At 50.8% G+C, this 26,271-nt stretch carries 15 protein-coding genes; 1 reads left to right on the top strand and 14 read right to left on the bottom strand.

What is annotated here, in order from left to right; translation table 11 throughout:
* Window positions 1-197: 197 nt before the first annotated feature.
* The 14 genes from A8990_RS03510 to A8990_RS03445 form a co-directional block, all read right to left on the bottom strand.
* On the bottom strand, window positions 198-893 hold the full coding sequence (locus tag A8990_RS03510; protein WP_116187647.1) for an aspartate/glutamate racemase family protein: 696 nt from the start codon (window positions 891-893) through the stop codon (window positions 198-200).
* 6 nt (window positions 894-899) lie between these two features.
* Window positions 900-2,288: a sedoheptulokinase gene (locus A8990_RS03505; RefSeq protein WP_116187646.1), complete on the bottom strand. Its 1,389-nt coding sequence runs from the start codon at window positions 2,286-2,288 to the stop codon at window positions 900-902.
* Window positions 2,289-2,349: 61 nt separating this feature from the next.
* Complete coding sequence (locus A8990_RS03500) at window positions 2,350-4,380, bottom strand: YyaL domain-containing protein (protein ID WP_116187645.1); 2,031 nt, start codon at window positions 4,378-4,380, stop codon at window positions 2,350-2,352.
* A 19-nt stretch (window positions 4,381-4,399) separates the two neighbouring features.
* Window positions 4,400-5,662, bottom strand: a complete 1,263-nt coding sequence (locus A8990_RS03495; protein ID WP_116187644.1) for an amidohydrolase family protein — start codon at window positions 5,660-5,662, stop codon at window positions 4,400-4,402.
* Between the two features lie 79 nt (window positions 5,663-5,741).
* On the bottom strand, window positions 5,742-7,085 hold the full coding sequence (locus A8990_RS03490; RefSeq protein ID WP_116187643.1) for an ABC transporter substrate-binding protein: 1,344 nt from the start codon (window positions 7,083-7,085) through the stop codon (window positions 5,742-5,744).
* 138 nt (window positions 7,086-7,223) lie between these two features.
* Window positions 7,224-8,045: a carbohydrate ABC transporter permease gene (locus A8990_RS03485; RefSeq protein WP_116187642.1), complete on the bottom strand. Its 822-nt coding sequence runs from the start codon at window positions 8,043-8,045 to the stop codon at window positions 7,224-7,226.
* A 13-nt stretch (window positions 8,046-8,058) separates the two neighbouring features.
* Window positions 8,059-8,931 (bottom strand): carbohydrate ABC transporter permease, encoded by an 873-nt coding sequence (locus A8990_RS03480; RefSeq protein ID WP_116187641.1) that lies wholly within the window; start codon window positions 8,929-8,931, stop codon window positions 8,059-8,061.
* Between the two features lie 16 nt (window positions 8,932-8,947).
* Window positions 8,948-9,955, bottom strand: coding sequence for a LacI family DNA-binding transcriptional regulator (locus tag A8990_RS03475; RefSeq protein ID WP_116187640.1), 1,008 nt, complete (start codon window positions 9,953-9,955; stop codon window positions 8,948-8,950).
* A gap of 668 nt (window positions 9,956-10,623) precedes the next feature.
* Complete coding sequence (locus tag A8990_RS03470; RefSeq protein ID WP_116187639.1) at window positions 10,624-12,267, bottom strand: response regulator transcription factor; 1,644 nt, start codon at window positions 12,265-12,267, stop codon at window positions 10,624-10,626.
* 32 nt (window positions 12,268-12,299) lie between these two features.
* Window positions 12,300-13,148: a carbohydrate ABC transporter permease gene (locus tag A8990_RS03465; RefSeq protein ID WP_116187638.1), complete on the bottom strand. Its 849-nt coding sequence runs from the start codon at window positions 13,146-13,148 to the stop codon at window positions 12,300-12,302.
* Window positions 13,148-14,029, bottom strand: coding sequence for a carbohydrate ABC transporter permease (locus tag A8990_RS03460; protein WP_116187637.1), 882 nt, complete (start codon window positions 14,027-14,029; stop codon window positions 13,148-13,150). The genes A8990_RS03465 and A8990_RS03460 overlap by 1 nt, the downstream gene beginning before the upstream one ends.
* Window positions 14,030-14,192: 163 nt before the next feature.
* Window positions 14,193-20,654 (bottom strand): endo-alpha-N-acetylgalactosaminidase family protein, encoded by a 6,462-nt coding sequence (locus A8990_RS03455; RefSeq protein WP_116187636.1) that lies wholly within the window; start codon window positions 20,652-20,654, stop codon window positions 14,193-14,195.
* Window positions 20,655-20,752: 98 nt separating this feature from the next.
* Entirely contained in the window at window positions 20,753-22,078 is a 1,326-nt protein-coding gene (locus tag A8990_RS03450) for an ABC transporter substrate-binding protein (protein WP_116187635.1), read from the bottom strand.
* Window positions 22,079-22,192: 114 nt separating this feature from the next.
* Complete coding sequence (locus A8990_RS03445) at window positions 22,193-23,992, bottom strand: cache domain-containing sensor histidine kinase (protein ID WP_116187634.1); 1,800 nt, start codon at window positions 23,990-23,992, stop codon at window positions 22,193-22,195.
* A 145-nt stretch (window positions 23,993-24,137) separates the two neighbouring features.
* Here A8990_RS03445 and A8990_RS03440 point away from each other — a divergent pair, with 145 nt between their 5' ends.
* Window positions 24,138-25,913, top strand: a complete 1,776-nt coding sequence (locus A8990_RS03440; protein ID WP_116187633.1) for a glycoside hydrolase family 35 protein — start codon at window positions 24,138-24,140, stop codon at window positions 25,911-25,913.
* Window positions 25,914-26,271 lie beyond the last annotated feature (358 nt).

Below are 26,271 nucleotides of genomic sequence, written 5' to 3'. Positions count from 1 at the left end.
AACGGTTGCCTGAGCGGCTATTTCTTGAAAAAAAGCAGCTTTTGAAATTGGAACCGTTGTGCCAGCGGCTATTTACTTCGAATTGGCCGATTATTGGCTTAAAATAGCCAAATTGGCTCGCTGACAACCGTTAGAAAAATAAATTGGACATTTGGAGCAATTTAGGCGCTGTGACAACCGTTAGAAGTGGGGAACGGCTAAACGTTCACGTTCGTAATCTTTTCTCTCACACGATTCATTCCAAGCTCCGGGCTTGTCAGGAACAGCTTCCGCTCATCCGGCGAGAAACGCTCCACGACACGCGCCATGGATGCCTGTGCCAATACAACAACATCGGTTGATGCCGCCAGCTTGCGAAGCGTCTCCGCCAGCTCGTTGTCGTGGCCGTCTTTATCGCCTGCCAGCAGCAGCTGATACGCGGTTGATGCCACAACCGGAACGAGCTCAACTTCCCTGCCCGCCTGCTCCGCCTTCTCGCGCAGCTGGCGCTGCGTCGGCTCTAGCGTTGTCGCGAGCGTTGCCGCGACGCCGATCGTGGATGCCGTGCTTACGGCATATTCCGCGACCGCTTCGTCGATCCGAACGATCGGAACGGCAATGTCCGGCTGCACCTGCGCGCATAATTCGCCGATTGAGGAACAGGCGTTCAATATGCAATCAGCGCCGAGTCCCTCCGCAATCTTCGCGTACTCGCTCCAGCGACCACGCACTTCTTCGACGCGAGCGCCATTCTTCGCCAGCTGCGGCAGGATGGAATCGTCGACGAGGTTGACGATTTCAAGGCCGGGCATCAGCGAAAGCGCGAGATTCTTCAGCGACTCGACCGTCAAAGGCGTCGTATGGATGATCGCTAGCTTATACTTGGACCAATCCGTATTCCGGCTTTCTTCCATGCTCCATCATCCTCTCTTCATTGCGGCCATCGCCGCGTGTATATCGGGGAACGCTCCGGCTGCCGCTGCCGCATAGATAGCAGCGCCGAAACACGCTTCCTCCTTCGCCTCCGCAAGATGCAGCGGCAACTTCAACCGCTCACGCAGCAGCCGCTGCATGACGGCGTTTCTGCGAATGCCATTGCCTGCCCCTGCCGCCTTGTTCAAGGAGGCGCGCAGGTTCTCTGGCAGCAGATGGACGAAGCCCATCAGCTCGTCCACGATGCCTGTAAGTACGCCCGCAGCTAGATAGCCGGGTGTGAAATTATCCGCGCTGAGCCCGGCAATATGCCCGCGCTCGAACGGATCTTGGCGTGTGCCGTAAAACTGCGTCCCGACCCGGAGCTGACCGAGTCCAGCATTCAGCGGGGAATTAAGCACTTCTTCAGCCAGCGCATTCATCCGTTCATACAGATGCTGATCCTTAGCTTCAGTCCCCCCGCCGAACGCGAGGCACACGGACTTGAAAAATTGCTCCAGCAGCGCGTACGACTTGCCGCCGCTGAGCGGCGCGCCTACAAGCAGGAAGCCTCCTCCCGGAAACGGCCGTGTCTCTAACCCCGGGATCTCCTCGAGCTCCTCCGTATAAGCAGACATCTGTGAGCCCGTCCCAATATTAAGGAGCATCGTCCCGATGAGGTCCGGCACCGAGCCGATAAAGCTCGCCTGATTGTCGCCAATGGCGCATGCTACCTGCTTGCCGTCCGGTGTTATACCGGCAATACCGGTACCGGCGCACACAGGCGGAAGGATTGCCGCATTCATTCCCGAGCGGGCAACCGCATCTGCATCGAAATCAGCCAGCTTGTTCGAGAACAAGCCGAAGCTTGCCGCATTGGATGCGTCGATGAGCGGAATCGCCGTTCCCGTAAGCTGCATGGCAACATAGTCGCCAATCGAGCACAGCGCAGCTGCATCCGCGGGTACTTCATCGTTCAAGACGTTGTAGTAGTGCGTCGTCAACCCGAAGCCGCTGCTCATCGGATGCCTAGTTAGCTTACTTAAATGATCCGCATAAGTATCAGCCGAATCCGGCTTCATTAAATCCCCGCGCCCGTCCTGCCACGTGAACAGCGGACTCACACTGCGACCGCTTCGGTCCACATATAGCATGCCATGCATTTGGCAAGAAACACCGATCGCAGATACGTCGCTCCACGCCGGCCCGCACCCTGAGATTAGCTCTCTCACAATCTCGACGATTCGCTCCGGATTCTGCGCCCTTTCCCAGCTGCGTTCGCTTGGAAGCTGCGCATCATTGGCTTTTATTGCGACAAGCTCTGTCTTGCCCGATTCGGATGAAACGATAACGATGCCGATCGATGTCGTGCCAATATCAATGCCAGCAAGTTTCATAACGGGAGCCTCCAATTAGGATCATGTCAGGGCTATATACGGTCTAACTTATAACCGCAACTTACAGCCGCAAGTCGCTCGCATAGGCCTGCGCCTCTTGAGCGGCGAATAAAATAAGTCCGATACACCAGGAATGCGACAACGTCAGCATCATGCCCTTCGGCTGGAAGCAGTTCGTATTGTAGAACCGTTCGGTCACCATTCCTTTATAAGCGTTGAAGTCCCCGTCTTCTCTAGCAATAAACTGCAGGAAGCAGGCGATATGATCTCTCGTACGGTCTAGATAATATGGATCCTGCGTATACGTCCACAACCGCAGCATTTCCGGCACGCAGAACAAGCCGTAGTTATGCAGATGTTGATTCGAAGTCGACGCCTGATCGGCGCCGCGCGAACGGAAATCATACTGCGCAAGCAGCGTATGACGCGGGAATTCCAAGTTGTATGTCCAGCGGAAGGTCATCATCCAATCCGCCGCGCTTGAAGCGAGCTTCAGCCATTTCGGATCGCGGTCGAATTCATAGAGATGAACATAAGATGCAACCGCGTTATAAGCATCCTCGGAAGTTGGCGTCAAATGTACGTCTTCCGGAGCGCCGTAAATGTATTCATTCAGAATGAACGTTTCATAGTAGCTTCCAGCTTTTACCGCTGCACCTGAATATCTTTCTTCACCGAACACCGCAGCTCCTTCAAGCAATGCGGCAATCCATAGCATGCCGCCTGCGCCGTCCCATTCCTCGACGAATCCGCTCTGACAGTTGTAATACGAACCGAAGTTACCGTCCTCACGTTGATGGCTTGCTGCATAGTCCAGGTTGGATCGAACAGCAGCTTCCCAGTCCGGATGCGAAATGCCGCGTTCACGTTCGAATGCGACCGCCCGCGTCATGAACAACGTCGCTTCCGCGATGGTTCGTGCTTGCAGCCAGTCGGACTTCGGATTCCATCCGGCCGTCCAGCCTTTGCCGGCTACCCATGATGCCCAGAAGATCCCGCTCGGCGAGAGACCGCCCGCAATCTTGTCCAGCACCGCAGCGCCGGCTTCGCTATAGTCCGCATTGTCATTCTTTCTGCCGTACGCCAGCAGCGCGTAAGCATAAGGAGCGCCGCTTACCCAGCCGACATGCATATGGGGACGGTCACCCATCCCTTTGACGTTATTATTAAATTCACGGTCGAATGCAGCCGTCTCGTTCAGGATGCCTTCGTTCTTGTCATAGTGCCAAGTGTATAGACCATGGGCCGTTAGCTCAGCCGCTTTCTCAAGCCCCATCCAAGGATTGGGCTGGTGTTCTGCCTCATGCACTTTGTACATGCGACGGACGAATGGATCGTAGGCATGCGGGTCGGCGCTTGCCGCGTACACATTCAGCTTCAGCGTCACTTGCTGTCCGATTTCAAACTTGGCTGTTACTATATCCGCCGGTTTCGGGATTGCATCGCCTACGAATGTAACAGGCTCCTCGCGGTACGGGAATTGCAGCCAAATGGACGTGCCCGCTTCATTTCCTCTGAAACCGAGACCCGTTAAGCCGATCTCCGACATTTCATCCGTGCACAACGCTCCGCATGCTTCGTCGTTCCATGCGAACACAACCGGCAGCGCCGCGCGGTCCGACCGGAACGACCAGTAATCGGATACCATTTCATCATGGTTGCCGCCTCTGTAATCGTAACGCGGATACTTGCGCAGGTTCTTCTCAAACCGGTTCTCCTTGTAAAATGCACCGGGGATCATCCAGTCTGGCCGCCCAGGACCGATAAGCTCGCACCCGAATGTCAGTCCGTATGATCCCGGCGCAGTCCCTTTATATACCGCCTTGAGTGTTACGTCGTACACGCCTTCGGCGTCAGCAGCTGGCGTGAATACCGCATCCGCCTCGAACAGCTCGGACGCTCCGCTCAGGCGAAGCGTTCCGTCTTCCATCCGGACAGCTTCCTTAATCGGAAGCTCTCCAATCTCCGTACCTTCGGCATTCCATATGCCAAGAAGGCGGCTGAATTGCATATAAGACGTACCGCCTTCCTTGCCTGGTTCATAAATTCGAAGCGTAAATCCACCGCCGCTTTGCTCCGTTGTCCATCCCATTTATAAACACCTCGAATCATTACAATTTTTTAAGGTCCAGCTGGTAGATATCGATAAGGTTGTCCCGGAAAATCTTGTCCGCGAACCGCATCGCATCCGATTCCTTCATCGCGCCTTCCGCGATCTTCTCGGAGAGCGTGTCCGCGATGATGCCGCGCGCAAGCTTCAAGTGCGCATACGTGCCTTCAATATAATTGTAATCGCCGCCGAACCCTTGAATTTTCGACTGCGGCACCATTTCGATCATTTGATGCAGAATCTGCTTGGCTGCCGTCGGCGAAATAATGTACATCCATGTAAAGTCTGCATAGACGTTCGGGTAATTTTTCGCGATGCTTAAGTACGTTTCATGGTAGGGAAAGCTGCAGTGCAGCAGCACGAATTTCGCATCCTGGTACTCAGCGAGCAGCGGAAGCAGCAGCGTCGCATTGGAATTTGGAATTAGATTACCATTGCTTGATACGCTCGTTTCATGATGTCCGGTATGAATTTGAATCGGCAGATCATAAGCGATGGAACGCTGAATCACGTAATGGATCAGGTAATCCTGCAGGTCTTCCGTTTGCGCTTGGGAATATCCGTCCTCGAGCGTACGAGTAAGCAGCTTGTTGAACACCGATTCCGCTTCCTGATACGTCGGCTTCGTGCATCCCAATGAGCGCCAATAGGCGTGGCCCAGCTTCGTTGCTACCATGCCTTCCGATTTGAATCTATGCAATAAGGCATCCACCGCTTCCAAGTAGCCGGCGAACGTATGAACGTTCACGCCAGCCGCGCGTTCGACATCGTGGATATCCTTCCGATTTCGTAATTTAAAGGTAAAGTCCATAAACATAATAGGTCTGAAGAGGTCATATTCCAGCTTCGTCGTTTGGATAAGCGTGAAGGCAAGGTCGATTCCCGATTTCTCGTACAGCACGTGGTTATACCAGTCCGGATTATGCGTTGCCGCCTTAACTTTCTCGTTGACATCAAGAACGCCAGCTACCGACCAATCATTGAAGCCATATAAGTCCTGCATAGCTGTGCGGAACATGCGCGCATACGTCGTGTTGCTTGTACGCTCCCAATACTTCAGGAAGATCGCCGCGCGTTCTTCTTCAGAGCCGTTTCTACGGTCAAGAGCACCGCGCTTCATGCCCGATGTCACCAAATCGGAATCCAAGTAATGCATTAGCGAGAAAAAGTCATGGTTCTCTCTCTTTCGAATTTGCGGGGTCGCCAGATGTTCATGCCCGTCGATGATTCGGAGTTGATTTATATATTCATGAATGCTGCTCATCGGCCCGTTTCTCCTTCCAAAAATGGCGACTGCCTCCCATGCGAGAAGCAGTCGCGCCTCTATCTGTCTGTTTTGTCGATTAGTCTACCGAAACTTCAGGGAACGTGTTCTTAACTTCTTTCTTGAATGCCGCTACAACATCGTCGTAGCTGGAGTTGTTCGCAATTCCGTCGCCGGCTGCTTTTCTCCACTTGCTCAGGATATCTTCGCCGTACTTGTCCGGTTGAATTGCTGGCATTGCTTTAACGGATTCGTAGTAAGGCTTCAGGATGTTCTGCTCGCCGAAGAACGGAGATTTGTACGTATCCAGGTTTGCCTCGTATACTGCGCCGTTACCAGGCATGTTTCCTGTTTTCTCCAGGTTGTGCTGCTGCCATTCTGTGCCAGCGATGTACTTGATGAATTCATAAGCCAGATCCTGGTTAGGGGACTTGCTGTAGATACCGCGGTACGTACCGCCTACATAGAAGCCTTCAGGCGTTTTTGCAACACCGAACTTGCCGTTTGCTTTGTTGTCTTTGTTATCGATCATGAAGCCTGCCCATGCCGGCATCGAAGTCAGAACGACGCTGCCATCGTTAAGCGCGTTGCCCCAGCCTGCGGACATGAACGGAAGCTTGGCGTCAACGTTGTTTGCACGGATTTTGAGCTGATTTTCATAAACAGTTTGCCATTTCGGATCGATCGTCAGCTTGCCGTCTTTCACCCAAGGCTGTGTGTTGTACGCTTCGATGTCGAACAGGTCGCCGGCGTTTTGGATCAGATGCTCTTTGCCGCCGCTGTCTGCTGCCACTTTCTTGCCAAGCTCGATGATTTTGTCCCACGAGCTAACCATATCGCTGATTTTGTCCGGGTCATCCGTGCCGAGATATTTCTTCGCAATATCTTTCTGGTACCAGAAGCCGCCTGGCGAAGAGTGATCAGAGATTGCTTTCAGCTTGCCGTCAGTCGAACGGCCAAGTGCTTGTACATAAGGAATGTAGTCCTTCACCAGATCGTCCCCGCCCTTAGCAGACAGGTCAGTCAGGAACTGGGAGTCGATGAATTTGCCGATGTAGCCTCGCTCGAGGTCAAAGATATCAGGAACGTCTTTGCCGGATTGCAATGCTGTCAGCAGCTTTGTTTGATATTGATCGCCTGGGAACATTTTCACGTCAACTGTAACGCCAGGGTTTTTGGCATGGAATTGCTCAGCCATATCTTTTACTTGGTCGAAGAACGTCCAAATGACGAGCTTGCCGGACAATGCTTGTGTACCGCCATTGTTCGTGCCAGTGTTCGTTGTTGCGTTATTTCCTCCAGCGTTTGTATCGCCGGTGTTCGTCGTGTTGTTATTGTTGCTAGTGCCGCAGCCTGCGAGCAAGCCAGCAGCCAGGACAACCGAGGTAGCTGTCGTCAACCATTTTTTTGTTGTTGTTTTCATTTCTGTTCTCCCCTTTGGTCATTGTAGAACCTGCAATATTTGCGTCGAATGAAACTTGCATAAACAACTACATCACCGTCATCGATCGTCTTGCCCGTGAGAACGCATCACCTCTTTCAATAGAGTCTGAAGTGGCTGTTAACCTTTGACTGCACCTGCAGCAACGCCATCGATTATCCGTTTCGACATGAAAGAGAAGAAGACGAGAACCGGTACAACCGAGATAACAATACCGACATATTGCGCGCCAAAATCGGACGTGAATTGCGACTTCAAGCTCGCGATCATAACAGGCAGCGTCTGCAGGTTATTGTCGAAGAGCACGATCATCGGCGTCAGGAAGTCGTTCCATTTGCCAATGAAGGCGAAGATGCCTAAGGTCGCCAGAGCCGGTGCCATAATCGGCAATACGATCCGGTTGAAGATCTGCAGCTCGCCGTAGCCATCCATCCGGCCCGATTCAATGATTTCCGTCGGAACCGAGGAATCCGCGAATTGACGCATCAGGAAGATCCCGAAGGCATTGTGGATCGATGGCAGGATAAGCGGCCAATACGTGTTAAGCATGTTCAACGAGTTAACGAGTTTGAAGAAGCCGATGATACCGAGCTGCCCCGGAATCATCATCGTACCAAGGACGACCAGGAATAAGACGCCACGGTACTTAAAGTCGTATTTCGAGAAACCGTAACCGGCTAGCGCCGCGAAATAGACGTTAATCAATGTCGAGATCACTGTAATGAACAGCGTATTGCCGAAGCCTCTCCAGATGTTGACCGTATCTTTAAGGCGGTTGTAGTTATCAACGAATTGGTCGCCTGGCAGAAGCAGCAGCTTCCGAGCAATATCCGAATTGGTATGCGTCGAAGTGATGATCATGCTATAGAACGGAATCAAGCAAGTAGCCGCTACGATAATTAGAAACAGATATAGAATCCCTCTTGTAAGAACTTTAGCCATGTGCTTCGCCTCCTTAATCCTTCAGCTTCGAGGCTCTTGCGGTAATTGCCGTGAAGAACATGACGACGATGAAGATGCCGTAAGCGACCGCTGCGCCGTAACTGTAATCGAAGTTTTTGAATGCTGTCTCGTACAAGTACATGACCATCGTCCGCGATGTGTTTCCTGGACCATCGCCCAGCATGAGCGGAGCATCGAATAGCTGCAGACCGCCGATAACCGATGTAATGAATACGAACAAGAACACGGGTCTGAGGAGCGGAAGCGTAATGTGAAGTGCCGTCTGCTTCTTCGTTGCGCCATCGATCGAAGCCGCTTCGTACACTTCATTCGAAATCGACTGCAAGCCAGCGATAAAGACGATCATATTAAAACCGAAGTACTGCCAACAGATAACGGCGGATGCAATGAGCCGTGACCACCAAGGGCTGTTGAACCAGTTCACCGGATCATGGACGATGCCGAGATACATCAGAATTTTGTTAATGCTGCCTGTTTGCCAGTCGAACATGAGACTGAAGATAACACCGAGCGTGACCGGCGTAATGATTTGCGGGAAGAAGTATACAGCCCTGAAAAAGTGCTTGCCGCGAATGAATTTCTCATTCAGAATGAGCGCCAGCAGCAGAGCAAGAATGAGCTGCGGCGTATTCGAGAGTACCCAGATGAGCAGCGTGTTCCAGATGGATTGGTAGAAGAAGCTGTCATGCAGCAGCCGGGTATAGTTCGCGAATCCGACATACACGGGAGCATTGAAGCCGTCCCACTTCATAAAACTTAAGTACAAGGTATACAAGATCGGTGCCAAACCGAATACGGCAAACCCGATAAAAAACGGAGCGATGAAAAAATAACCGTAATACGATTTGTTAATTTTCGATCCCATTCTCCCTCACCTCTCTCTATATTTTTCCACACGAATCCCGAATGATCAGATTAGGCTTGAGCAGATAATGCGTATTCTCCGCTGCGTCATCAGCACCCTCGATCTTCTGAAACAAGCCTTGCGCCGCTTTCTGGCCGATCTGATGAAACGGCTGGCTGACGGTTGTCAGGGACGGGTACACCCATTCCGAAATGGTGATGTTGTCATAGCCGACAACGGACATGTTCTTCGGCACGTTCATGCCGCTCTCTTGAACCGCACGAAGCGCTCCAATCGCCGTCTCGTCGTTCGATGCGATAACAGCCGTGAAGCCCGACTGCCGCTGAAGAAGCTGCTTCATCGCTTGGTAACCGCCTTGATTGCTCCAATCCGACTCGACTACCCAGTCGGCATTGTAGTTCAGCCCGAGCGCTTCCATCGACTTTAAGTACCCTTTGAATCTGTGTTTGTTTGCTGCAGCGTGAACAGGTCCGGAAATGTATGCGATGTCACGGTGGCCGAGACTGTGCAAGTAGGTCACGAGCTCGGAAACGCCAGCAGCGTTATCTACGTCGACGGCGAAGATATCTTCCATATCGCCATGGTCGCCGATGAGCACGATTGGATATTGGGATTCGCGAATGCGTTCCAAATCTTCTTTCGCCCGCTTCTGGAAGCTTACAAGTATGACTCCGTCCACCTGACCTTCGTAGAGCAAGTTCAAGAATGAAATCTCATCCTCGTAGTTGGAAGTCCAGCTTAGAAAGATACAGTTGTACCCTTTCATATTCGCAACGCTTTCAATTCCGCGGATAATGCCGGAATAGAATATATTGGAGATATTGTCGACGACGACGGCGATGATATTCGTCCGGTCGAGGACAAGCCTGCGCGCATTGGCATTACGGTGAAAGTTGAGCTCCTTGATCGCTTTCTCGAGCGCTTCCTCCGTCGCTTTCTTAACCTGCTGTCCATTCAAATATCGGGATACGGTGCTCTTTGAAGTTCCTGCCAATCTAGCTACATCATGAATCGTCGGACCCACAAACCATCACTCACTTTTCCTGTTATCGTTTCCCCATGTTTCCTTTTCAATAAATTTTGGGAACGTTCCCATTTTACCAAAAACTTCACATGTACGATACAGCTAACTCTGAGAACGTTCCCAATATTGCTGATAAATTGCAATTTCGAATTCTCCATTGAAGCGGTCATGCTGCGATGATGCTCGCAATGTAGCATTTTGCAACAACTTTGGGAACGTTCCCAAAAATGCGTAAATACTTTTCACTTCTTCTCTTCCTATCGAACCTACATCGTTGTTCAATAAAAATCGTCGTTTTGGGAACGTTCCTAAAAGCTGACAAAAAAATAAATTCCGTTTAGCTTTCAGTTACACTACTGCTCGTTCACCCTATCTAACAAATCAAATTGTTATTTTTGGGAACGTTCCTATTTTGAATTCGACAACTTTTATGGGTTAATAGTAGCGCTTTCATATTGTGCTGTCAACCCCCTCTGATAAGATTGCCGCAGCCTTCCCATTCTCCTCCTCATGGAGCTGCAGATTTCCGGAAAAGCATCGTAATATTAAGCCTTTTCAACGAGTTTGAATCATAATATTGTATTCTAACTTCTTCCATTTAAATGATTTCTTTGACAAATAATAAGACCTTATCCGCAGCAGAATAAGGCCCTTCTCGTTCAGCATAACTATATGCTTTCCCGATACGTCTTCGGATTAATTCCCGTGATCTTCTTGAAGATTCGGCTGAAATGCTCATGATTCGAATAGCCGACCTTCTCCGAAACCTCGGCAATTTTGTAGCCCGATTTCAACAATTTCTTCGCTTCCTCTATTCGAAGCTGCGTCAAATAGTGCATGAAGCTGCAGCCGACTTCCTTGGAGAACTGCTTGCTAATATAGGTTTCGCTTACACCGACGACCTCGCTGACCGCGCTTTGGCTGATATCATCCCGATAATGCTCTTCCAGAAATTTCTTTACTTTCGTCACGAGTATACTATATACGGGCTTGGAAGATTCCTTAAGGCCTTGTTGCAGAGTGCGATGAACGTTCAGCAGAAGTGCTTGCAGCCAGCCCATGGTCTGATCAAGCGTTTCCAGCTGCTTCATAGACTCAACCGGATCCTGCACATACCCTTGAATTTGGGACCACCGAATTCCCCTGGCATACAACATGCCGCCCGTTTGCCAGATGATGTCCACGAACCACGCCATGATTTGTTCCGGATCTGCGACGCGCGTGGTGCTCAAAAGCTGCTTGATTCTCGCCAGAATATCCAGTAAATTGGTTTCGCCAACTTGTTGCATCGCCTCCGAAAGCGCCTTTCGAAGCGACTCTAGCTGATCAAACAGCGCTTTATTGCGAATTTCCAATTTGCTTGCTTGCTCCATTGTCCTGTCATATTCAAGGAAAGTCCCGTATCCTTCATAATAAAGCTTCATTATTGCACAGCTTGCCTGCCGATAGAGCTTATACCACGACTGCTTCTTGCCGATGCCTAACCCGCTTCCACTCATCGCAGCCGATACATTCGCATACTCTTTAAGCCTAGTCTTGACGGTCGCGAAGAAGGAATGTATCTTCCCGCTAATGCTTAGTGAACTCCGGTCATCAGAGAAGGAGCACAGCAGCACATACTCGTTATTGCCTTTATAATAAATTTCGCTCGTTATGGACATCGAAGCCAGAATGGTCCGCATTGTTTGCTTGATCAGTCCGGACCGATCGGGAAGCTCCGCATTCCCTGACGTTCGCAGCACAAGCACCATCTGATGAAATCCGCTTTTTAGCAGATCATCTGCCGACAAGTGACCGAAAGCCAGCCGTTCTTGCTCTTCGTCGCCGGACAGAAGCATTTGGATAATGGCATCCCGTTCTTTTCCTGGAATTGCATTCGCCTCTGAATGATCAGCCGGAATGGATATTGTCATATCCTTGCTAGCACGGCTCATCGTTTCAACAACCTTCGTAAAGACCGGCGTTATATGCTCTTCATCCATGTTCGTTTTCACCACATAGTCGACAGCGCCAAGCAGGAACGCTTCGCGAACATAGCTGTAATTGTTATAGGCGCTAAGCACGACCGTTGCCAATTGACGGGACCGTCCACTGCCGGCTACCGTCCTGAGCAGTTCGATGCCATTCATTCGAGGCATCTCGATGTCCATCAGCATGATGTCAATGTCCGGCATCTGTTCAAGAAGCAGCAGCGCATCCTCGCCGTTCCCGGCTTCACAAACAATGCGTATTCCAAGTTTGTCCCAATCTACCATTTGGTGCAGCGCCAGCCGAACTAACGGCTCGTCGTCCACAATCATCATTTTGAACATCAAGGGATCCTCCGTATTCCAACATTATGCCGCTATCCCTTTACTGCGCCGTCCATCAATCCTTTGAAAATATAGCGTTGAAACACGATATAAAAGATGATGCTCGGCAATAGGACCAGCATAATGCCTGCGCAAAGTTCTGACAAGTCGGAGCTCCGTTCACTGACGAAGCTCATGAGCGAGGTCGGCAATGTCGCCAGCTCCTTGCTTGGCATGTACAGGTTCTGCACGTAAATATCATTCATGATGGTAACGCTCTTTAATATACCCAGCGTCGCAGTCGCCGGAAGAAGCAGCGGGAAAATGATCGACCGAAATATACGAAAATACGATGCGCCGTCCAGCATGGCACTCTCATCCAGCTGCTGCGATATTTTCTCCAGAAACTGCATGTACACGTAGATTTGCATAATATCTGTGCCAATATAAATCATCGTCGGAGCGCCAAGCGAATTGTATAAATGCAAGCCATGGATGAGCTGGAACCTAGCGATTTCGGTCGTGTAGGACGGAATGATCATCGCAAGCAGGAAGAGCGCAATGACGACTTTCTTCAGTTTAAAATCGAACCGGTTGAGAATATACGCGGTCATCGTGCCTAGCAGGACGTTTCCGAGCAGGCTGCCCGCGACGAGCAGCACGGTATTCTTAAGTCCGCGCAGCATCCCGCCGTCATGATAGGCGTTGACATAATTATCGAAGTTCAGCCAATTCGAAGGCAGCGAGAATGGCGAAGTCGCTCCAAGCTCCTGGTTCGTCTTGAACGATCCGAAAACGACGAGCAGAATGGGAATAAACACAATGACCGTCATCAATATAAAATTGCCGTAGTAAGCAGTGCCGCTCAGGACGCTGTTTCTCTTCAATGAAGCCTGCGACATTATTTCTCACTCCTGTCTTTAATGATCCAATTCTGCAAGCTCGAGAAAACGATAATTAATAGAAGCAAACTAACGGCCATCGATGATGCAAGACCGTAATTATTAAACGTGAAGGCCGTTTGAAGAGAGAACAGCCCGAAGGTGCTGCTTGCCGTTCCCGGGCCGCCGCCCGTCATCACGTATGGAATATCATACTGAAGCAGCGCGCCGGAAACATTCAGGAAGAGAATGATTTCGATTACGCGCCTGATTCCGGGCATCGTCACATAGCGCAGCTGCTTCCAGAACCCTGCGCCGTCTAATTGCGCTGCCTCGTATAGATCCGCAGGGACCGACTGCAAGCCTGCCAGGAACAAGATGACATGAACGCCGCAGAACCGCCATAGAGAAACGGCAACGAGCGAGTAATTGACAATGTGAAGATCGCTTAGCCAGCCATGAACCAAAGCGTCCATGCCAAGCGCATGCAGCAGACCATTGAGCGGCCCGTTGATCGGGTTGTAGAAATAACTGAACATGTAACCTACCGCAACCCCGTTAATGATGTACGGCATCAGTACTGTGAAACGGAAGAACGAGCTTCCTCTCAAGGTGCGATTCAGCAAAACCGCGGTCATCAGCTCCATCGGAATGGCGATGGTGTGGATGAGAAAATACAGCCCATTGTTGCGAATGGCTTTCCAAGCATCCGGGAAATCAAAGAACAATTTCTTGTAATTGTCGAAGCCAACCCAGGACATGGTCTTGCTGTAGCCGTTCCAATCGGTAAAGCTGTAATGAAACAGCTGGATCGTCGGATAGATTAAGAAAAGCAGCATTAATGTGACCGGGATAAATAGAAAAGAAAAGATGATGATTCGTTGTTGGAGCAGGTTGTTCACAATCTCATTCCCCCTGTTGGTTTAGCTGTATCTACTCCTATCTTAAGTGAAATGAAAGAGCTTACAAATGATGCATCTTGGGCAAAACTTGATCTTTTATGAAGTAACAATAGGGCAGATCAGAGCGAAACGCTCCGATCTGCCCTATTAGAAAGCCAACGCTTTAGATCAATCCAACAGCTTTACATGCGCGCAGTAATATGGCTGCTGCCTGAGCGCGATTGGAAGAGGCATTCGGCGATAAGGTAATCGCGCCTGTTGCCGTATCTTTAATGCCCAGCATGACTTGGTTTGCTACGCTCCAAGCAAATGCCGCTCTGGAAGCCGCGTTTACGGACGCAGCATCCGAGAATGAAGACAATACGGAATTATCCGCTTCAGTGACGGCAGCCTTATTCACATAGGCCGCGAATGCCGCTGTCGCTTGAACGATCTCTGCTCTCGTGATCGGTTGATTCGGCAGCAGCTTCGAACCGGATACAAAGTTCAGAAGCCCGATCTTATAAGCAATTGCCAGCTGATTGTATGGCCATACGCCAGGCTTCGCCGCTACATCGGAGTAAGGAAGCTTAATTCCGCTTACATCGGTTGCAGCCAGACCCAGAGCGTTAACCAGCATGGTCACATATTCGGCACGCGAGATTCGAGCGGCAGGGGCATAGATGCCGTTGCCTCTGCCTGCAACCAACAATCTCGCCGCAGCCTCTTCAATGGAGTCCTTCGCCCACTTCGCTTTATCCAAATCTTTAAAGACAGTACCTTTGCTAGTGATGATCGTGTATATGCTGTGCGTCGCCGTATGCACTTCTGCATATAACTGACCATCGATTACAACTTGCTTGACCGTTCTTGTACTTGTTCCGATTAGGTTTCCTTGCGCGCTCTTCTCCATGACCAAGGCCGACAACGGCTGACCCTTGAAGCTGTTGTCGATCTTAATGAAGAATGAACGGAGCCCATCGAAATCCTCAACCTTGTATGCTTTGCCGTTCGGTGCTGAAAGCACGAGGTTGACCTCGAAAGGAGAGGAGACGGCATCATGATTGACAGGCATGCCGCTGCCGTTCAGAACGGTTTCACTGTCTAATTTGTGGACAGAAAGCGTAAGCTTCAAGTCACTGAGCGTTGTTTGGTTCGCAGCAATAAAGTCGTTCAGTCCGCTAATATGGGTCAGCACGTCAAGAGAAAGCGGATATTGGAAGTCCTTGTTCACCAGCAGCACCTGCGCGTCTTGATTCAAGGCTGCGGCAGCGAGCAATTCCTTCGCGCTAAATGCAGCAGCAATATCGCCGTTGGCATTCTTGGAGAAGTCGACGATAATCTGGTTCGTGTTCTTATCCACCGTTACCTCTGACTCAGGAGCGCCATCCCCCGTAACATGCAGCTGAATTTCTTCATTCGTTGTACCCGAAGCACCGGAGCCGCCGCCTGTATTGCCTCCTGTATTCCCTCCTGAATTACCTCCCGTATTGCCGCTAGAGCCTTGCGTCGATAGATCGTCCACGTACAAATCATCGACAACCATAACGACATCAATGGCCGACAGGTTCGGCTGAGCCGTTGCCTTCACGGACTCAATCGCTAAGTAATAGTCGCTGTAGTCGCCTGTGTTGAATTCAAGCTCGACCTCGGCCGTTCCCGTAGAACGAATCGTCGGAAGCGTGAAATCAGGAATATTGGAAATACCGGCTCCCGTCTGCTCCGACAAGAGCGCGCTCACCGTAGGTCCGCCCGATCTTGATTTGGCTGACAGCTGATATAGTCCGCCCTTATTCACTTGATACTTTAATCCGACCTTGTACGATTTATGAGGCAGAAGCTTAAGCGTTGACGGCACGGTGCCAAGGATCTCGGAAACTAAAGGCGTAGCCGGATTATTGATGTAGTCCTGCTCGTTGGATTTCAGCGAGAAATTGCCGTCGAATGCGTATGTCATCGGCTGCGTAATATTCGGGTCGGCAGCTTTCTTCGCATCGCTTGCCTTCTCGGCCAGATGGGTCTGATTGCCGCTCCATGCCGCTTGGAACATGAACGGTCCATAGCCTTCTGACACGTTCTCGAAATCCTCATAGAAGTAATGAGAGCCGAAGTTCGTTACTCCAGGGTTCTCCCACAGCTTAACGTCGTCAAACCATACGTTCGAAGTCGAGTCCTCGGCAGCATCTGCTTTCAATACGATATCGGCTTTACCCAATGCGTCTGCCGTAAAATCGACTTTCAATCTCTGATAGTACGTATTCTTAAACTTGCTCGGCTCCTCCAAATTCATAATTTGGGAACTGTCGATCGTGTTCATCACAGCAGGGCCGCCGTAGTTCTGGACGCTGATCGATACATTGCGCTCTGATGTGCTCGGCGCAGTATCATCATCGTCTTGATTTGGACCGTTATTGATATCCACCCAGACAGAGGCTGTATACGTCTTGCCTGGTTTTAGCCCCGTTACGGTTTGTGAGACTGTCGCATCCTCTCCGCCTGTAATCTTGAGGAAGCTATTCTTCAAGTAGTCGTGCTCCACGGATACGTTCGATGCGGAAGCGTTCGATGCGGACGTCTTGTTCCATGATGCGAATGCGCCGCTGTCGAAGCCCGGATCCTTAAGCGGACCGCCAACCCCAAAGTCGCCTGCTTGCTGAACATCTGCTTGCTGCTCGGCTGTCTTCGATTTGTAGACCACATAGGGAACGCCAATCGTTGTATCGTCAATGGTCACCTGGTCGCCCATCACGTTCAGCGTACGATCCCATACGCGTCCGGTGTCGGTAAGCTTGTACATCTCTACTGTCGCAAGTCCGCTCCAGCTATCCGGCAAATCCCAAGTCGTAGAACCGCCTTTCGGGTTCCAGTAGTAAATCTTGCTTTCGTTCTGCGGGTCCCAAGGCAAGAAGAGCTGGCTCTTCTGGTTGATGACATCCAGCTGCCCTGTACCTGTATCGCCCTGGTCCTTATGATCCAGAACATCGTATTTGGCAATCGTTTTGCCGTTCTTCGTCAGGGATGCCGTCCCGACGAGATAGTTCTCGTCACTCGGACTTGCATGATACTCATCCATCTGCGCAACGACGCCGCCGCCGAATACGATTTTGCTGTCGATGCCGGCACTATCGCGCTGTATATCTTCAATCGGGAAATGCTGCATGTACTTCGTTAGCAGGTTGTTGTTATAGAACAAATCAATGCCGTTCTGGATATCCGTTCTGCCCTGCCAGGTTCCAACTCCCGCTTGAAGCATGCCTCGCAGCAATACGCTGGTGTATGGGCTTGGCGCTTGGAATGTATCTTGATACTGATTCTTGATGAACCGAATTATCAAGCTGCCTGGCGTCTGGCTCGGGTAGTAAGGGTCCGTACCCCAGTGGGTCCAGATGACATTCTGCTCCATTGGTCCGGAGAATTCTGTCCCGAACCAGAAGCCCAGCTTGTTCTGAATCAGGTCAGCGAATTGATTCGCGTGCCAGCCTGCACCGCTGTAAACATCATCGTAAACCATCGCAAGGTTAGGAACTTCCTGCTTCAGCTGTGTATATCTTCGCTCCAGCTCCCCGCTCGTTATGTCTTTCGAACGATCGGTCGGGTACGTAGGGTCGACCCAATCATAGTTGGAGCTATTGCTCGACCAATTCTCGGGCTTCGCGTAGTAGGCATCCGGGTCCTGAGCATCAATATTGGTATGAACGCCGACCTTCACATTGTATTTCAGCCCTTCGTCGACCAGCGCATTGAAGTCTTTCAGACCGCCTTCGCGAATGCCGAAATGCCCTGCGACATCCGGGTGGCTGTCGTCATGCCCTTCCGCCTCGTACCCCTTCTCGAGGATCAGCTGTCCAAAGCCGTCGTAAAGGTTATACAGTTTCTTCGCGTTATCGAGCGTCCGCAAATACGGATTCTGGGTTAAGCTGTTGAAATTCATCGCGATATAGGACACATAGTTGTTGATTTCATCTGCGCCTGGGTGAAGATCCTGCGACCAAACATCCCGGAAGGCAATGGCAGCATCTTTCCAGTCTGCTGTGCCGTCGTTGTTGGCGTCAGGCGAAATCATGATTTTGGAAGAGAAATCGAAGAGCGGCGGGAAGAGCGCATCATCGTCGATGTCCCCTCTGACTGTCCAAGCTCCGTTCCACATGGAGAGCTGTTTGTTCTCTTCGTCGCCTTCTGTCTCAATGTTCATCATCACTTTAGAGGCTGTCTCCACAACATCATTCATGATGGTTGCTGCCAGCTTGCCGTCGCTGACGAAACCGTACGTTCTCAATCGGCTGCCTGGCGTTTGGCTCTGCAGATTTGTTCCGAAGGCAGCATCGTTCGTGTAGAATTCGTCATTCATCACATTCCATGCTCCGGTAACCCATGCCGCAGCGCCTTGCGCATCCGGATTGGCGCTGGATACGGAGACGAGCTTCTGGTTCGGGAAGGCGACGCTTCTTGTTTTGTAGCCTTCGGGCTCGCTGTTAATATGGGTCTTCATATCGACTATGCTGCCGTTAACCGTAAATGTGACGTCCATATTCACGTTCCCGACCGCTGCTTCCGTGTTATCGTCCACGACCGGAACATCCAAATTGTAAACAATCGTATTCTCCGCCGTCTTCGCGGCGCTGTTTACCGTTGCAATGCTGTCATTGCCGTTGATATTGACTGCGTATAAGAAATCGCTTTGCGCTTGCAGCTCGTCCGATACTTCACTGCCAAGCCACGTGTAGCTCCGAACAGCCGGGAAACGGTTATCCATGCTTACGCTCAGTTTGTCCGATGAGATTGTAATCGGCTCTACAGCTGTAGGTGTCGGCGGAGTCGGCGCTACATAAATTTGTTGCGAAAGCTGGCTGATGATCACCTTCTTCGGGTAGTTCCAGCTCTTGATCCCTACTCTGCCAGCCCCTACCGGGAAATCCGCGCTGCCGCTGAAAGCCAGTACATCGTTCAACCACACTTTAACGGATTGACCGATATACTTGATCTTCAACGTATAATCTGTGTCCGCGACAATATCAGGCCCGGAGCTCGTAAAATCACCGTAATGAGCGGCATCGGTCTGCCAGCCCCAATGTCCTGAATTATCATAATAAATAGAGGCGAACGGCTTGCTTGGCGAGAAATATCTGAATATAAAGCCTAAACGGCCGGCCTTGCCATCTGTTCTGAACTTCACGGTATATGTTCCGTCTTGCATGGGGAGAGAGCTCTGGTCATAAACATCCGCAAAAAAGTTATTGATGACAAGTTTATTGTCAGCAATTGCTGGAGCCGGAGTAAGCGGCGTGCCATCTGTCTTGTTCCACACGCCTGTAACGCCATCGTCATAATTACGAAGATACGTCGTTTCTTGTGGCGGGATGTAGACGTCACCATCTTGATAGCTCACGGACAAATCATCGAAGTAAGCCGTTCCTGTGCTAGCTGATCCAGCTTCGAAGCCGCTCCGTCCACCTAACAAAGAGAATCCCGTCTCCGTGCCTGAGTAAAGTTCGCTTCCGTCAACCGTCAGCGTGTAGAGATCACCCGCGTAGTCGATGGAAACATCATGGACGGTTCCCAAAGCAAGAGGCTGAGCATCGCTCGTTAAGTCAGCGCTTACATCATTGCCGTCAGCTTTGCCGACGAGCTTCCATGAGCCGTCGCTATCGTTTTGCACAGCGCTCCAGTTGTTCGCGTCTTTGTACCTGAACATGAGGCCTGCGTACGAATAGTCGCCATCCAATTGGAATTTCGCGCTATAGGAGCCGTTGCTCACAAGCGGAGAGGCCGTATCGACAACTTGGCTTGTTCCGCTCGTCGTGGTAAGCTTCGCGATCTTCCCCGACAATCCCGGTACAGCGGTTTGGAAGGAATACGTCGGGACGGCCGCGTTCGCAGATGCCATATTGAGGCCAGGTGTCGCGTCGCTGTTAAAGTCTCGCGTATAAACAACTTGACCGCTGTCGTTGTCTGTCACCTTTACATCGTCAATATGAATCGTTTTCGCGCTGTAATAGGATCGGAATCCGATTTTACCCGCTTCAGTCGGCAGCGCATCGTCTGACGTTTGCGAGTAAATCAGATCGCCATCCAAATACACTTCGTACGTGTCCTCATTAAAGGCAACCTTCAGCGCATAGGTTCTTCCCGCTTCAAGCTTGGCTGTTGGATTGGAGTAGTCGCCGTACACCTCGCCGCCGCCGTTAAATCCATCCCATATCCAGCCATTCTGATCCCGCGCAATAAGCGAATAATGCGATAAGTCCTTGTATCTGGTAATGATGCCGAATTGCTCCGCGATGCCTCCATCGATATTGATATTCGCTTCGAACGTACCGTTCGCCACATCAGGCATCTCGCCAAAATAAAAAATTTCGTTGCCGCCGTCCGGGTTCCGAGCACCAAGAAGCTGGCCGTTCATCCCGGCGTACGAAGCCGTGCTGCCAATCGAGGTATCGGATGGGACGCCGTCTACATCCATGAGGCTCGCATCGGAGCCGTCTTCCATGTTATTCGTATAGCTGCTGGCAGGAGAAGCAGGTTCTTGATCAGGCGATGCCATTGCAGTGTCGCTGCCCAGCTGAAAAGCGCCGCTAACCGGAAAAGACGAGCTAACGAGCAATAGCGCAAGCATGAAGCTGATCTTTCTCTTCGATGATTTCGACATAATACCCTCCCTGATAAATAAAGTGCGGTCATCCGATGAATGACCGCCTTTATGTTTTACTGGTTTGGTTTTACTTGTTTGGTTTTTACTTGTTCGTCTTACTGGTTCGAATCGACTGCTTTGCCCCACTTATCGTTCAATTCTTTCTCGAGATCACCGATAGACTTGCCTGCAAAAATACTTTGTGCAATCTTGTGCGTATCGTATTGCGCAGCGCTGCTTACTTTCGCAAAGCCGGCATCCGTTGCATTGTAGATGAACGGAGTGAACGGATATTGCTGCGTCCATTTGTTGAAGAACGGGTTGTCTACCGTTACGCCGTCGATCGTCGAGGACTGCTGCATCGTGTTAATGTACGATTGGTACACGTCCTTGCTGAACATCCACTCCAGGAACGCTTTCGCTTCTTCGGTGTTCTTGGAATCCTTGTTAATGCCTACGTTCATATCAGACAGCGTCATCGAGGTGAGCGGCTGGCTCTCGTCGGCGCGGAATGGCAGCGGGAATGCGCCGAGATCCTCGTCCGATTTCACTTTGTCCATATAGCTCGGATAGTACCATTGGCCAAGTGCGATCATCGCAGCTTTGCCAGCTTCGAATTGCTGCGTCGATTGATCGAACGAGATCGAAAGCGCATCAGGTCCGGCATATTTCTTGTCCGAGATTTCCTTGAGCAGGTTCGCGACTTGATCGAACGTGCTGCCCGCACCGAACGGCGCTTTGTTCTTCGCCAGATTAGCCATGTAATCTTCGTCGCCCGACATCAGATGCGGACCGAATTCCATGAACGGGTAGAATGTCCAGTCGTCCTTGCCGCCAATGGAAAGCGGCGTATATTGGCCATCTGCTTTAAGCTTGGCCATGACATCCAGAAATTGCGGCAGCGTCTTCGGCACTTCAAGGTTCAACGCTTTGAAGATGCTTGGGTGATAGTAGACAAATTCCGAGAAAGATACCAGCGGGAGCCCAAGCACTTTGCCGTCGATCTTCGTTGCGAATTTATTCGTTGCCGTGGCTTGCAGATCATCCAGCGGCAGCATCGTTTCCTTGTAAACCTGGAAAGCAGCCGGCTTCAGGTAGAAGAGATCCGGCATATCGTTTGCTGCCAAGCGGACTTTCAAGTATTGCCCGCTGTTATCCGGCACCTTCTCCACTTCGATCGTGACATTCGGCTTCTGAGCGGAATATTCTTTCGCCTTTTCCGTCCAGAAATCGATGTCCGCCTTCGCGTCCCAGATGGCAAGCTTCAGCTTGACCGGATCGGCCGATGCCGCTGTTTCCGTATTGTTCGTCGTTGTCGCCGTGTTGTTCTCCGCGGCGCCTTGGTTCGCATTCTCGGCGGAATCCTTGCCGCAGCCCGACAATATACCGGTCGTAATCAATCCAATCGCAAGCATCGAACTTAACCATTTCTTTTTGCTCATTGCGTCTGACCCTCCATTAAAAAATTGTAGTTAGGATTTTCTTTGTCTGTCTGCTCTTATCTTAATGGAACTGAAAAGGCTTACAAATGATCGTTTTTGTACAAAATTGATCTTTTATGAATCAAGTTTTTGCTCCTGAGCGGACTCGAAGCTGTGATAAATAGCCGGAATCGCGAGCATGACCTTAATGCCGGATGGCTGGTTCGGTTCCAGCTTCACGCCGTATTCGCTGCCGTAATGGAGCTGAATTCTGCGATGCACGTTTGCGACTCCCATGCCGCTGAATGCCCCGCTCCGGTCCTCGGAGAGAATCTGTTCCAGCCGCTCCGCCGTCATTCCGATCCCGTTATCCGAGATTTGAATCCGAAGCACGCCCTCCAGGATCTCAATTTCGATTTCGATTTGGCCGATTCGGCTTGGGTCGGACAGGCCGTGCAGGATGCAATTCTCCAATATCGGTTGAAGCAGCAGCTTCAGGATATAGAGCGAATTCGCTTCTTCTTGTACCTTCCACTCCACTTCAAGCGCATTCCCGTACCGCGTCTGCATGATGTACAGGTAATGCTTCAAGTTCTCGATTTCTTCGCCTAACAGCGTCTCGCTTCCGCCGCGATTAAAGGACGATGAGACCAATCTCATGAGCGCTTGCGTCATATTCCGGATGTTGTCCACCTTGCTGATGACCGCCATGAGCTTGATCGAGTTAAGCGTATTGATCAAGAAATGCGGATTGATCTGCGACTGAAGCGCCGCAAATTCCGCCACGCGTTTCTCCCGCTCCTGATCCTCTTTCTGCTTAATGAGCAGCAGAATCTGCTCCATCATATGATTGAAGGTACGTCCCAAAATGACCGTTTCCGCAAAGCCGGAGGCTTCGATCTTCGTGTTCAGCTTCCCGTCCATGACACGCGACATCTTCACGACCAGCAATTGAAGCGGTCTGGTCACGCCATGAATGAGCAGCAGCGATATCGCCGAAATCATAATCATGACCGCAAGCGTGCCCCAAACGACGTACCTTGAGATTTGATCGTACTTCGTGGTCAACTGGTCATACGGGATCTGATAAATCACTTTCCATCCCGCATTCTCAACCGTCGAGTAGGCGACGAGCGATTGGTTGCCGCTAGACGTGTGATCGAAGTGACCTTCCTTGGATAAGGAGATTTTGTGCAGCAGCTGCGGCCCCACTCGACCGATATTGTTCACGTTGTAGCTGGTGGCAATAACTTGCCCGTCTTGGTCTGCTATGCGAAACGAGAAAGCCCCGCGATAAATGTCCTGCCACAATATTTTCTCGAACGCATCATTGCTGAACACGACATAGATCATCTCGATGTTATGCATCATCTGCATGTAGCTAGGCGATATGGCCGCTGCGATTCGAATTTCCCCTGTATCGCCATAGAGCACAGCCTGCTGCTGGCCGATGAAATGAACGCGATCCTTGTCGGAGAGCGCCGACTTGTACCACGCCGCATCTCGCACGGACTGCTCGTTATTCTTCAAATCCTTCAAGTAGGAGAAAGCGCCTTGATTCTTGTAGAAGAAGGTAATGGATTGCAAATGTCCCGAGGTCGATGCGCCGTAATTATCGAGCATCTTCACGAGTTCATTCTTATAATCGAACCTTGAGCCGTTATCGCCCTTCTCCACCAATGTCGCTTTATTTAGCACGTCGCGATCCATTCCGATTAGCGCTGTAAAGTTGATCGTTTTATTGATTTCTTGCTCTTCGGAATAAGTGACAGCCCGTAACGTCTGCATCGTTCGGTCTGTCGTTTGCGAGATGAGGTCATGTTTGTAGACCTTCAATATCGTCCCGCTGATCAGAATAATCGGCACTGAAATCATGAAGATGAGGACAAATTTGAGTACGGTGGATAACTTCCATGGATACACTCTGGTTCGCATATTGGACCTGCCTCGCCTTGGGGTAAATTTTATGAATCATTATAGCATGGCGATTGTAGGAGTAAATATTTTGATTGAAGTACTCATTTTTTTGATTTAGAATACCAATTAAATTGTTATTCCAAAGATAGGATGGGATGCTCACATGGCAAAGTTCACGGTAGAAGGTCGTAATTTCTTAGTAAATGATCGTCCGTTCCAAATGATTTCCGGCGCTATTCACTACTTCCGCGTCGTCCCTGAATACTGGAGAGATCGCCTGCTCAAGCTGAAGGCGTGCGGCTTCAATACCGTAGAAACGTATATCGCTTGGAACATCCATGAGCCGAAGAAAGGCCAATTCTGCTTTACCGGTGCAGCGGATATCGTCCGGTTCATCGAGATCGCGGCTGAACTGGATTTGCATGTTATCGTGCGTCCAAGCCCGTATATTTGCGCGGAATGGGAGTTCGGCGGACTTCCTTCCTGGCTGCTGGCCGAGGACGGCATGAAGCTGCGCTGCAACTATAAGCCGTATCTTGACCATGTTGATGCCTACTACGACGTGCTTATTCCATTGCTGCTCCCGCTTCTGGATACGAATGGCGGACCTATTATCGCCATGCAGGTAGAGAATGAATACGGCAGCTATGGCAATGACAAGAATTACTTGGAATACTTGCGTCAAGGCTTGCTTCGCCGCGGCGTTGATGTGCTTCTCTTCACTTCCGACGGGCCGGAGGATCATATGCTGCAAGGCGGCACGATTCCGGGCGCACTCGCAACGGCAAATTTCGGCTCCCGGCCGGAAGAATCGTTCGAGAAGCTTGGCGAGTACGAGCCGAACAATCCGCTAGTGTGCATGGAATATTGGAACGGCTGGTTCGACCATTGGGGCGAGGAGCATCATGTTCGGGGTTATGACGATGTGGCCGATGTTCTAGATCGGATCTTGAAGTCTGGCGCTTCCGTCAACTTCTATATGTTCCAAGGCGGCACGAACTTCGGATTCTATAACGGCGCCAACTTCTTTGATAAATACGAACCGACGGTAACGAGCTACGATTACAACGCGCTCCTAAGCGAATCAGGTGATATTACGGACAAGTACCTGGCCATCCGTGACGTAATTTCGAAGTATTCGGATGTGCCAAAGGCTCTGCTTCCGACACCGATTCCGAAACACAATTACGGTACCGTTCAACTAACTGAGCAAGCTCGTCTGTTCGACTCCCTTGAACTTCTCTCCGTTCCGGTACAGAGCGTCTATCCAGAGACGATGGAGAAGCTAGGTCAGGATTACGGTTTTATTCTTTACACGACGCGCATCAGCGGACCAAGACCTCGCAGCAAAGTTACTGTGCAGGAAGTTCGCGACCGGGCGTTAGTATTCATGGATAATGTGTATCAAGGTGTCATTGAACGCAATAATCATTCGTTATCGCTTACAGCTGAGGAGCATGACGTTGCAGTCGAAATTCCGCGCGAGGGCGCTTCGCTAAGCATCTTGGTCGAGAATCTCGGTCGCGTGAACTATGGCTGGATGATGAAGGATCCCAAAGGAATTACGGAAGGCGTTAGACATGAGCGGCAGTTCCTCTACGATTGGACGATCCATCCGCTGCCGCTCGATGATTTGACTTCGCTTGTTTTCGAACCGATTGATTTCGGCGGCGACCCGGTACCGGAACCGACGTTCTATAAGGGGACTTTCGAGGTGGATGAGCTAGCCGACACGTTCTTGAACATGGAGGGTTGGACCAAAGGCGTCGCTTTCGTGAACGGCTTTAATCTCGGACGCTACTGGGAAATTGGTCCGCAAAAAACGCTGTATGTTCCAGCGCCTCTGCTCCGTGAAGGCGCGAATGAACTTATTATTTTCGAGCTGCATGGCATGAATGAACCTCAGGTAACGTTGCAGGAAGTCCCCGATCTTGGGTAGTCCTCTGGATCATTCAAAATCGAGTAGGCCCATGCGCAATTGCATGGGCCTCTCACAGATCCGGACGTGCGGGTCATCGCATCCGGCTCCTCCATGATTATCCCCGTTGGGGATGAAGGTCTTTTTGGATCGAGGACAAACTACTTAGACCGATTTCTTCAAACCACTTGTTTGGCATCGCATACTGCGCATACGTCGAGTAGGAGCTGCGCCAAGCGGTCATTCGTAACCCCGGCAGTTCTCTATCCCATCCTCGTTTGCGCATCTCTCGATGAAGTTTCCTTATCTTCCTCCAGCTTCGCAGCTGTACCGACCGGAGTCTTCTTCTTATCCAACCATCGAGATCTCGGAATCGTTT

It is taken from the genome of Paenibacillus taihuensis (assembly GCF_003386535.1).
Taxonomy (GTDB): Bacteria; Bacillota; Bacilli; order Paenibacillales; family Paenibacillaceae; genus Paenibacillus_Z; species Paenibacillus_Z taihuensis.
Note: the sequence above shows the minus strand (reverse complement) of the source record. Positions and strands in the feature narration are given on the sequence as shown.